Annotated in this window: 7 protein-coding genes; 5 read left to right on the top strand and 2 right to left on the bottom strand. The window is 41.6% G+C overall.

Annotated elements, in window-relative coordinates; all coding sequences use genetic code 11:
• Positions 1–1,469: TonB-dependent receptor domain-containing protein (locus tag J8L97_RS21375; RefSeq protein WP_211052655.1), on the top strand; the 1,469-nt coding region annotated here is incomplete at its 5' end.
• Between the two features lie 69 nt (positions 1,470–1,538).
• On the opposite strand, the gene J8L97_RS21370 is transcribed toward J8L97_RS21375, so the two are convergent.
• Both J8L97_RS21370 and J8L97_RS21365 read right to left on the bottom strand, forming a co-directional pair.
• Positions 1,539–2,321, bottom strand: coding sequence for a nucleoside-binding protein (locus J8L97_RS21370; protein ID WP_210997754.1), 783 nt, complete (start codon positions 2,319–2,321; stop codon positions 1,539–1,541).
• Positions 2,322–2,400: 79 nt separating this feature from the next.
• Entirely contained in the window at positions 2,401–3,714 is a 1,314-nt protein-coding gene (locus J8L97_RS21365) for a Na+/H+ antiporter NhaC family protein (RefSeq protein WP_211052653.1), read from the bottom strand.
• 514 nt (positions 3,715–4,228) lie between these two features.
• Here J8L97_RS21365 and dapB point away from each other — a divergent pair.
• The 4 genes from dapB (at position 4,229) to greA (ending at position 10,132) form a co-directional block, all read left to right on the top strand.
• Positions 4,229–5,029 (top strand): 4-hydroxy-tetrahydrodipicolinate reductase, encoded by an 801-nt coding sequence (dapB, locus tag J8L97_RS21360; RefSeq protein WP_211052651.1) that lies wholly within the window; start codon positions 4,229–4,231, stop codon positions 5,027–5,029.
• 208 nt (positions 5,030–5,237) lie between these two features.
• Complete coding sequence (gene carA, locus J8L97_RS21355; RefSeq protein WP_211052649.1) at positions 5,238–6,374, top strand: glutamine-hydrolyzing carbamoyl-phosphate synthase small subunit; 1,137 nt, start codon at positions 5,238–5,240, stop codon at positions 6,372–6,374.
• Positions 6,375–6,391: 17 nt separating this feature from the next.
• On the top strand, positions 6,392–9,610 hold the full coding sequence (gene carB / locus J8L97_RS21350) for a carbamoyl-phosphate synthase large subunit (RefSeq protein ID WP_210997749.1): 3,219 nt from the start codon (positions 6,392–6,394) through the stop codon (positions 9,608–9,610).
• Between the two features lie 45 nt (positions 9,611–9,655).
• Positions 9,656–10,132: a transcription elongation factor GreA gene (gene greA, locus J8L97_RS21345; protein ID WP_192507972.1), complete on the top strand. Its 477-nt coding sequence runs from the start codon at positions 9,656–9,658 to the stop codon at positions 10,130–10,132.
• Positions 10,133–10,345 lie beyond the last annotated feature (213 nt).

Genomic DNA, 10,345 nt, shown 5'->3' with positions numbered 1-10,345 from the left:
CATTTAGAACAGTAGTAGGCTTAGAAGGGATATTGGAAAATGATTATAATTGGGATGTTGCTTTAAATTTTGGCAGAAATGACTCAGTTGATAAGCTGTCTAATTTACATAATGTGGGTAACCTTACTGAAGATATAGAGAGTGGCAAGTTTAACCCGCTCGATCAAACAGCTTGGTCGGCAGAGAATATGTCTGATTATATTTACACCGAGCAAAATACTGGCGGTAGTCAAATGCTTAATTTCAGTGCTTCTCTGTCTGGTGAATTGTGGGAATTACCTGCAGGCTATATGGGGTTCGCGACTGGGGTTGAAAATCGTACTGAAAAAGCGTGGTATACACCAGATTCATTGACTTCACAGGGGCTTGCTAACGATCCTAAAGTAGAGCCTACCAGTGGCTCTTATGATGTTAGTGAAGCATTTTTAGAGTTGGCTGTACCTGTATTGTCTGATTTACCGTTTGCGCAGCAAGTGGATTTAAGTGCAGCTGTTAGGGCATTTGATTATTCTAGCTTTGGTAGTGACTCTACTTGGAAGTTAGGGTTTACATGGAAAGTGAATGATGAATTTATGGTTCGTGGAGTGCGTTCAACCGCGTTTAGAGCGCCCACGGTTGATGAACTTTATGGTGGTAACTCCCCATCGTTTGTGCAAATTAATCACGCGTTATTAGATAGCCAAGCAGAGGTCACTGTAGGTGGTAATGATCAGTTAACACCTGAAGAAGCTGACACGCTTACCGCAGGGCTTGTTTATGAACCAAAATGGTTACAAGGTTTATCAATGACGCTTGATTATTATGATATTGCGATTAGTAACGCCATTGGCAGTGTCGACAATCAGTTTATTGTGGATAGTTGTATTGGTGACAACGGACAGTTAAAAAATCAAGACTCAGCAGTGTGTCAATCAGCAAACGTCGAAGTATCTAATGGTAAAGCGACGTTTAACAATCAATTGCAAAATATTGGTGAAGAAATAACGCGCGGCCTAGATTTAAATTTACTCTATAAGTTTGAGGCCATGGGGTATCATTGGTCAGCAGGGTTAGACACGTCATTTTTGCATGAGCGAGTCGTCACAAACGCAGCAGAAACAATTGATTATACCGGACTGATAACTTCTGGCTCAGGAGGCTATGCTGATATAAAATCTAACTTAAGCTTAGCTTTGAAAGCTGATGACTGGTATGCCAATTATAAGGTGCGTTATATTTCTGGTATGGACAGTTATGCTTGCTTAAGTGAATCATCATCTTGTTATGCACCAAGTACTCCTTCAGTGATGTATCATGATATATCAGGAAGTTATTTTATAAATGATAGTATAAAAATCTCCTCGGGGATCAACAATTTATTTGATAAACAACCTCCGTATTATACAGGGAATAATGATTCAAATACGGATCCATATACCTATGATACGTTAGGTCGTTACTTCTATGCAGGGGTTAATGTAAAGTTCTAATTAGCCTATTGAGAAAGCGTTAAACTAAAAAAGGCACTGTTAATACAGTGCCTTTTGCGCTTGCAAAGTTTAAAATGTCCACGCAAGGTGAATTTGTGGAACCGATTCATTTACAGTTCCGCCAAGTTTATTACGCCATATTTGCCACTCAATCCCCAGCATCAATGTATCACTTTTGTTACCCAGAGCATGGCCTAAATCCCATTGAAGAATGGGCTGGGCGAGTAGCCAGTCATTGACATAAATACCAAATTCATTTTGGCGAGAACCAATATATTCAGCGTGACCTGTAAATAAAAACTTATGATCTCCTAAAGTGAACGGGTAACCCCATGCCAAATCAAACATCCATGCATTGCTTTGCGAAGGTGCCCCTTGCTTTGCGACACCGGCACTGTCATCAAAATAGCCCGTTATTGTGGTTGATAAATAAGTAAACCCAGGAATATCCCAGCTAAGCTTAATACCGGGTAAATATTTAACCACTTTTGGGTCGCCAGCAATGTTAACCCCCATTACCAGCCCAATATCTTTGAGAATACCTTTTTGAAATGAGTAGCCGCTGACAGCACTTAAACTGACGGTTGAGTACCACTCCATATAGAAGTCACGGTCTTGATAGTTATCTTGTATATCGTCATCTAAATAATCGACAAAGAAAAAGTTTTCACCGTAGTCATAAGCGGATGCATGCTGAAGTGAAAAAACACTGGTTTTTGCTTCACTACGGGTAAAAGGGTTAGTAAATTCCCCATAGTTGAGATGAAGTTGGGTTTTACTCCAGTTTGCGGCGAAAACCGGCATAGAGTAAAGGTACATAGAGGCAAGCGCAAATAAGAGTAGTTTCGTCATTGTTTAGTACATTCCATAAGTACGTGAGCGACAACGAAGAGTATAGCAAAGGCACCAAAAATGGTGCCTAATATTAAATTTATAGCTTGTTGCGTTTCAAGCAAATAATGGTAACGGCAGTAATGGCGAGTATAAAACAATAGTATGAAGACGTTGATACATCCCAGGGGCTAATTTTAAATGTGGCACCTAGCAAGAGTGCTTGAGCGCCGTAAGGTAATGAGCCTTGCATAACACAGGCAAAAATATCCAGTAAACTGGCTGAGCGTTTTGCCGGTATTTCGCCATCATCAGCTAATTTTTTAGCGACTGGCCCTGCAACAATGATACTGACTGTGTTATTCGCAATACATAAATTGCTTGTTAGTACGAGTGCCGCAATACCAAGTTGGTCTGCAACTTGGCGATGCCATTTTGCTATGATGGCAGTGAGCCCTTGGATCTTTTTAGCCAAATAGTCTAAGCCACCATTAATACGTATGAACTCAGAGAGTCCACCGATAAACATTGAAAGTAAAAATATTTCCTGCATGCTACTAAAGCCTTCGTATATATCCTTTACAAAACTGGCCATTTCATAGTCTCCAGTAAAGCCCATTGCTGCCGCAAAAATAATTCCGCTAAATAGCACGACAAATACATTCATTCCCGCTACGGCTAGGAATAAAATAAATGCGTAAGGTAGCACTAATAGCCAGTCAAACTCTTTAGTTTCGACAACTTGGGCCTCGGGTGTTAAAAATACTAATAGGCATACTGTTAATACGGCAGCTGGAAGTGCAATTTTTAGATTTTCTCTAAATTTATCTTTCATTTCACACCCTTGAGTACGAGTTGCAGCAATCGTGGTGTCTGAAATAATCGATAAGTTATCACCAAACATGGCCCCGGAGACAATCGTACCGGCCATTAACGCTGGATCAATTCCTGTTTTAATTGATACAGCTAATGCGATTGGTCCTATTGCGCCAATGGTGCCCATTGACGTGCCCATGGCAGTGGAAACAACCGCGGAGATCAAAAATAACCCAGGCAGTAAAAAGGCAGGAGGGATAAGAGACAAACCCGCATTTACAACCGCATCCACCCCACCTGTTGCACTGGCAACCGCAGAGAAAGCACCCGCTAGCAAGTAAATGAGACACATTGTTATGATGTTGCTGTGTCCAGCACCTTTTATAAAGGTTTCAACACTTTCATTTATAGAGGTTTTATTGATTAAAAATGCGATGACAATCGCAGGTAAAATAGCGACGGGGGCGGGGAGCTGGTAAAACGCATAATCAACCCCTTGAGACTGCAAATACAAACCAACACCCAAAAATAGGCCGACAAAGGTAAGTAACGGTAACAAAGACAACTTTGCGGCTAGTTTATTCATTGGCTCGTGCATTGAGACCTCATATCAAAAATATTTTTTATTGTTATGTCGCCATTGTTTTCACATTCAAGCGCATAATTCAAGTAATAGTTATAATGGATGTGCGAATGTATAGATGGCTAGATGGTTTGTCAATTATATTTGGTAACAATAATAAGCCGTTTAATACAGCTTACTATTTCACCGAGCGGTATAGCGTATTTTTATTGAATACATTGTGTTTGATAAATCGCGTATTTTAAAATGACCGAAGAGTATCAGTGTTCCTGTATTGGGTATTGTGATTTTTAGTGTTTTTAATCAAAAAGCGTTTGTTTGTTGCTTTTGTATTCGATTGGTAATTGTTTTTATTATTTTTCGCGTTTTGGCGAGGGATTCAAATGAAAATACGAGGGGGTAAAAATCGCATAGCGGTTATTTAATACGCCATAGAACAAAGTAAATAGGTTAATAGATATAAGAAAATAACAGATGATTTCTATTTGTAATCTCGGTATAACGACTCGTAACTTAATAGGAGCTTGATATGATTAAAATAGCTGTTTTTGGTGCGAATGGAAGAATGGGTAAAGTGCTATGTGAAGCAAGCCTATCAGCACAGTACGCACAATTGTCGACAGCGTTAGTGCGAGAATCTAACGTATTGATAGGACAACTCGTTGGGCCTGTCATTGGATGTCGAGACACTGAAGTGTCATTCGCCAGTGACAAATCACTTAATTCAGACGTAGATGTTGCAATTGATTTTACATTACCTGAGGGAATGAAAGCGCATTTGGCTCTTGCGATAAAGCAACGAGTACCTATGGTGATTGGTACTACAGGGCTTAGCGACGAAGAGATGAGCACCTTAAAAGACGCAGCTCAGTATATTCCCATTGTGTTTTCAAGAAACTATTCGGTGGGGATTAATTTATTAGAAAATTTGGTTCAGGTTGCAGCAAAAACCTTGTCAGAGGATATTGATATCGAAATATTTGAAGCCCATCATCGCCATAAAATAGACGCACCATCAGGCACTGCGCTGATGATTGGCGAGGCAATTGCGAAAGCAAAAGGATGGGATCATGCTGAGGTTGCAAAGTTTGATAGAAGCCAAGATGATGGCGAAAAATCTCAACAAGAGATTGGTTATTCAGTGATGAGAGGGGGGGACATAGTAGGAGAACATACGGCTTACTTCGCTGCAGAGGGCGAAAGGCTTGAACTTACCCATAAAGCAAGTTCAAGAATGACCTTTGCGAAAGGTGCAGTAAGGGCTGCAGCATGGCTCAAAGATAAACCAAATGGACTTTATACTATGCAGGACGTGCTTGATTTGCATTAGATAATATGTACTTTTAACCTCTTAATGGATTTTTTTGGCCTTAACTGCTATTTCTCATGTTTTTAATGGTTTTATTAGACGAACCTGACAAAGTGCTGTAAACTACAACGAATTTGCCAAAAATTATTACTGCGTGTTACCAAGCGCTTTGTGAACGGGATGAAAGCGTAATAGCTAGCTCCCGTTTTTTACCATTTAGGAGGTTATCTTGACTAAATCCGCTCTGTTAGTCCTTGAAGACGGCACAGTGTTTCGCGGTACTGCGATCGGCGCTGACGGCTTGTCAGTCGGTGAAGTAGTATTCAATACGTCTATGACTGGTTATCAAGAAATTTTGACGGACCCGTCGTACGCGGAACAAATTGTAACGCTGACTTACCCACATATCGGTAATACCGGAACTAACAGTGAAGACGAAGAAGCGGACCAGATCTGGGCAAAAGGCCTAGTGATCCGCGATTTGCCTTTACTCGCTAGTAATTTCCGTAACGAGCAATCGTTAAGCGATTACCTAAAAGAACGTAATATCTTAGGGATAGCGGATATTGATACACGTAAATTAACGCGTATTTTACGTGATAAAGGCGCACAAAATGGGTGTATTATTGCGGGTGACTCACTTGATGAGCAGCAAGCATTAGAAGCGGCAAAAGCATTCCCAGGTTTAAAAGGCATGGATTTGGCAAAAGTAGTCTGTACGAAAGAGCAGTATACTTGGGCTGATTCAAGCTGGACTTTAGGTGAAGGCTACCGAACGCTTACGGCAGAAGAAGAAAAGTTCCATGTAGTTGCATACGACTTTGGCGTGAAGAAAAATATTTTACGTATGCTGGTGGATCGTGGTTGTAAGTTAACAGTGGTACCTGCAGAAACCTCCGCTGCAGACGTGTTAGCACTAAACCCAGATGGTATTTTCCTGTCAAATGGACCTGGCGACCCTGAACCATGTACCTATGCCATTGACGCGATTAAAACTTTCCTAGAAACAGACACACCAATCTTTGGTATTTGTTTAGGTCATCAATTATTGGCATTAGCTTCAGGTGCGCAAACAGTTAAAATGAAGTTTGGCCATCATGGTGGTAACCATCCAGTAAAAGACCTAGACCGTAACGTGGTGATGATCACTGCACAAAACCATGGCTTCGCAGCGGATGAAGCAAGCTTACCAGAAACACTATGTGCAACGCACAAATCATTATTTGATGGGACTTTGCAGGGTATTCACCGTACAGATAAGCCTGCATTTAGCTTCCAAGGTCACCCTGAAGCAAGCCCAGGCCCACATGATGCAGCGCCTTTGTTTGACCATTTCATTGAACTAATGCTAGCTCGTAAAGCTTAATTGAGACCGGAGTAATAATGCCAAAACGTACTGATTTAAAAAGCATTCTTATCTTAGGTGCAGGCCCGATTGTGATTGGCCAAGCCTGTGAATTTGACTACTCAGGTGCTCAAGCGTGTAAAGCACTAAGAGAAGAAGGCTATCGAGTTATTCTTGTTAACTCAAACCCTGCGACGATTATGACAGACCCTGAAATGGCTGATGCGACGTATATCGAGCCAATTCATTGGGAAGTTGTTGAAAAAATTATCGAAAAAGAAAAGCCTGATGCCGTCCTACCGACTATGGGTGGTCAAACAGCATTGAACTGTGCGCTAGACTTAGATAAATATGGTGTATTAGCTAAGCATGGTGTAGAGCTTATTGGCGCGACAGCAGATGCTATCGATAAAGCTGAAAACCGCGAACGCTTTGACGTTGCGATGAAAAATATCGGCTTGGAGTGTCCTCGCGCAGAAATTGCACATACAATTGATGAAGCACACGACGTGCTTACTCGTATTGGCTTCCCATGTATTATTCGCCCTTCATTCACTATGGGTGGAACCGGTGGTGGTGTTGCTTATAACCAAGAAGAGTTCGATGAAATTTGTACTCGTGGTCTTGATCTTTCACCAACGAGCGAATTGTTAATAGATGAAAGCTTGATTGGTTGGAAAGAGTACGAAATGGAAGTTGTTCGTGACAAAAACGACAACTGTATCATTGTATGTGCTATTGAAAACTTCGATCCAATGGGTGTTCACACAGGTGATTCAATCACGGTTGCTCCAGCACAAACACTGACTGATAAAGAATATCAATTGATGCGTAATGCTTCGATGGCGGTTCTGCGTGAAATCGGTGTTGAAACAGGTGGTTCAAACGTACAGTTTGGTGTTAACCCTGATGATGGCCGTATGGTTATTATTGAGATGAACCCACGTGTATCTCGCTCTTCAGCGCTTGCTTCTAAAGCGACAGGTTTCCCAATTGCAAAAATTGCGGCAAAGCTGGCAATTGGCTATACCCTTGACGAACTGCAAAATGACATTACGGGTGGCGCAACACCAGCTTCTTTTGAGCCGTCAATTGACTATGTTGTTACTAAGATCCCACGCTTTAACTTTGAAAAGTTTGCTGGTGCTAATGACCGTTTAACAACACAGATGAAGTCTGTGGGTGAAGTGATGGCAATTGGGCGCAACCAACAAGAGTCATTACATAAAGCATTACGTGGCTTAGAAGTGGGTGCAAACGGGTTTAACCCGATTGTGGCACTTGATGATCCTAAAGCGAAAGAGAAAATCATTCGCGAATTACGCGAGCCCGGTGCGGAGCGTATTTGGTACATTGCAGATGCAATGCGCCATGGTATGAGTGTTGAAGATGTATTTGAGTTGACTAAAGTTGACCGTTGGTACTTAGTGCAAATCGAAGACATTATCAAAGATGAAGCAACTATTGCCGATGTTGGTTTAGCGGGTTTAACTAAAGACTTCTTGCGTCGTCTTAAGCGTAAAGGGTTTGCTGATGCACGTATTGCTGAGATTGCAGGTGTATCAGAAAAAGAAATTCGTAAAAAGCGTCACCAATTAGAAATTTTGCCAGTATATAAGCGTGTAGATACATGTGCGGCAGAGTTTAGCTCAGACACCGCTTACATGTACTCTACTTATGATGAAGAGTGTGAAGCGAATCCGTCTGATAAAGATAAAATCATGGTGATTGGTGGTGGTCCAAACCGTATCGGTCAAGGTATTGAATTCGATTACTGTTGTGTGCACGCAGCGCTTGCACTACGCGAAGATGGTTACGAAACGATCATGGTTAACTGTAACCCTGAAACGGTTTCAACAGACTATGATACATCTGATCGTTTATTCTTCGAACCAATTACGCTTGAAGATGTTCTTGAAATAGTCCGTGTTGAAAAGCCTGTGGGTGTTATTGTTCAGTACGGTGGTCAAACACCACTGAAACTAGCGCGAGAGCTTGAAGCAAATGGAGTTCCAATTATTGGTACTTCGCCAGATGCAATTGACCGTGCTGAAGACCGTGAGCGATTCCAACAATTGGTCGACCGTTTAGACCTTTTACAGCCTGAAAATGCGACGGTGACGTCAACGGAAGAAGCGATTGCTAAGTCTCAAGAAATTGGTTTCCCATTAGTTGTTCGTCCATCTTATGTATTAGGTGGCCGTGCAATGGAAATCGTTTATGACGAAGATGATTTACGCCGTTATATGACAGAGGCTGTACAAGCGTCAAATGAAGCACCTGTATTGCTTGACCGTTTCTTAGATGATGCGATTGAAGTTGACGTAGATGCAATTTGTGATGGCGAGCAAGTTATTATTGGCGGCATCATGGAGCACATTGAGCAAGCGGGTGTTCACTCTGGTGACTCTGCATGTTCATTGCCAGCACATTCTTTACCGCAAGATATACAAGACGTTATGCGTAAGCAAGTAACTGGTATGGCGCTTGAGCTTGGGGTTGTTGGTTTAATGAATACGCAGTTTGCTGTTAAAGATGGCAAAGTGTATTTAATTGAAGTAAACCCACGTGCTGCTCGTACAGTGCCGTTTGTTTCAAAAGCAACGGGTGTGGCATTGGCTAAAGTGGCAGCGCGTTGTATGGCGGGTCAAACCTTAGCAAGCCAAGGTGTTACTGAAGAGATTATTCCACCGTACTACAGTGTAAAAGAAGTGGTACTGCCGTTTGCTAAGTTCCAAGGTGTTGATCCATTACGTGGCCCAGAGATGCGTTCAACGGGTGAAGTGATGGGTGTTGGTGATAATTTCGCCGATGCGTTTGCAAAAGCACAATTAGGTGCGGGTAATGCTTTACCACGCGGTGGCCGCGCGCTACTATCTGTGCGTAACAGCGACAAGTCACGTATTGTTGAATTAGCAAAAACCATGAGAGAAATTGGTTTTGAGCTAGATGCAACAAACGGTACCGCAAAAGCCCTTGAAGAAGCAGGCATTGAAGTTCGCCGTGTGAACAAGGTATTTGAAGGCCGACCTCATATTCTTGACCGTATCAAAAATGGTGAGTATAGCTACATTGTAAATACCACTGAAGGTCGCCAAGCAATTGAAGACTCGAAGGTGTTACGTCGTGGTGCATTAAGACATAAGACAAATTACACCACAACGCTTAATGCAGCGTTTGCTAACTGTACTGCGCATGCTGCAGATGACAGAAATGTAGTGAACTCTGTACAAGAATTACACCAACGATTGAACTAAGGACAAAGCCAAGGCCTAGAAACCTTGGCGATAAGTGAGATACTTATGCAATCAATTCCGATGACAGTACGAGGTGAGCAATTACTTCGTGAAGAACTAAACCATTTAAAATCGGTAGTTCGCCCTAAAATAGTTGCCGATATCGCCGATGCGCGTGAACATGGCGACTTAAAAGAAAATGCTGAATATCATGCAGCGCGTGAGCAGCAAGGTTTTTGTGAAGGCCGAATTCAAGAAATTGAAGCGAAGCTTTCCACTTCTCAAATTATTGATGTCACAAAGGTTGCCAATAACGGTAAAGTGATATTTGGTACAACCGTAACGATCGTTAATGTTGATACTGATGAAGAAGTGAAATACCGCATTGTTGGTGATGATGAAGCTGATATTAAAAGTAATTTAATTTCGGTTAATTCACCTATCGCGCGTGGACTAATTGGAAAAGAGTTAGATGATACAGCGAATATTCAAACACCAAATGGTGCTGTTGAATATGAAATCATCGAAGTTGAATATATTTAAGTATTAAACTAAATCAGTAAAAGGCCGAGCAATGCTCGGCTTTTTTGTTTTTAGTATATCGTGTCTTCAGAAGGAGTAGCTGTGCATATAGGAAATAACTTGTGAGAGTACTTAGTTTCCAAAATAGTTGGCGGGTTAGTTTGGCTAGCAAATACTAAGCAGTGGTGTAGATCTACTGATTGGTTCAGAAAAAATGCTTAATAAGTATGTAAA

This window comes from Pseudoalteromonas sp. MMG012 (assembly GCF_018100875.1).
Taxonomy (GTDB): Bacteria; Pseudomonadota; Gammaproteobacteria; order Enterobacterales; family Alteromonadaceae; genus Pseudoalteromonas; species Pseudoalteromonas aurantia.
Note: the sequence above shows the minus strand (reverse complement) of the source record. Positions and strands in the feature narration are given on the sequence as shown.

Excerpts from the sequence above, each read along its gene's own strand:
- dapB (WP_211052651.1), top strand. The coding sequence starts at position 4,229 with ATGATTAAAATAGCTGTTTTTGGTGCGAATGGAAGAATGGGTAAAGTG.
- J8L97_RS21365 (WP_211052653.1), bottom strand. The coding sequence starts at position 3,714 with ATGCACGAGCCAATGAATAAACTAGCCGCAAAGTTGTCTTTGTTACCG.
- carB (WP_210997749.1), top strand. The coding sequence starts at position 6,392 with ATGCCAAAACGTACTGATTTAAAAAGCATTCTTATCTTAGGTGCAGGC.
- greA (WP_192507972.1), top strand. The coding sequence starts at position 9,656 with ATGCAATCAATTCCGATGACAGTACGAGGTGAGCAATTACTTCGTGAA.
- J8L97_RS21370 (WP_210997754.1), bottom strand. The coding sequence starts at position 2,321 with ATGACGAAACTACTCTTATTTGCGCTTGCCTCTATGTACCTTTACTCT.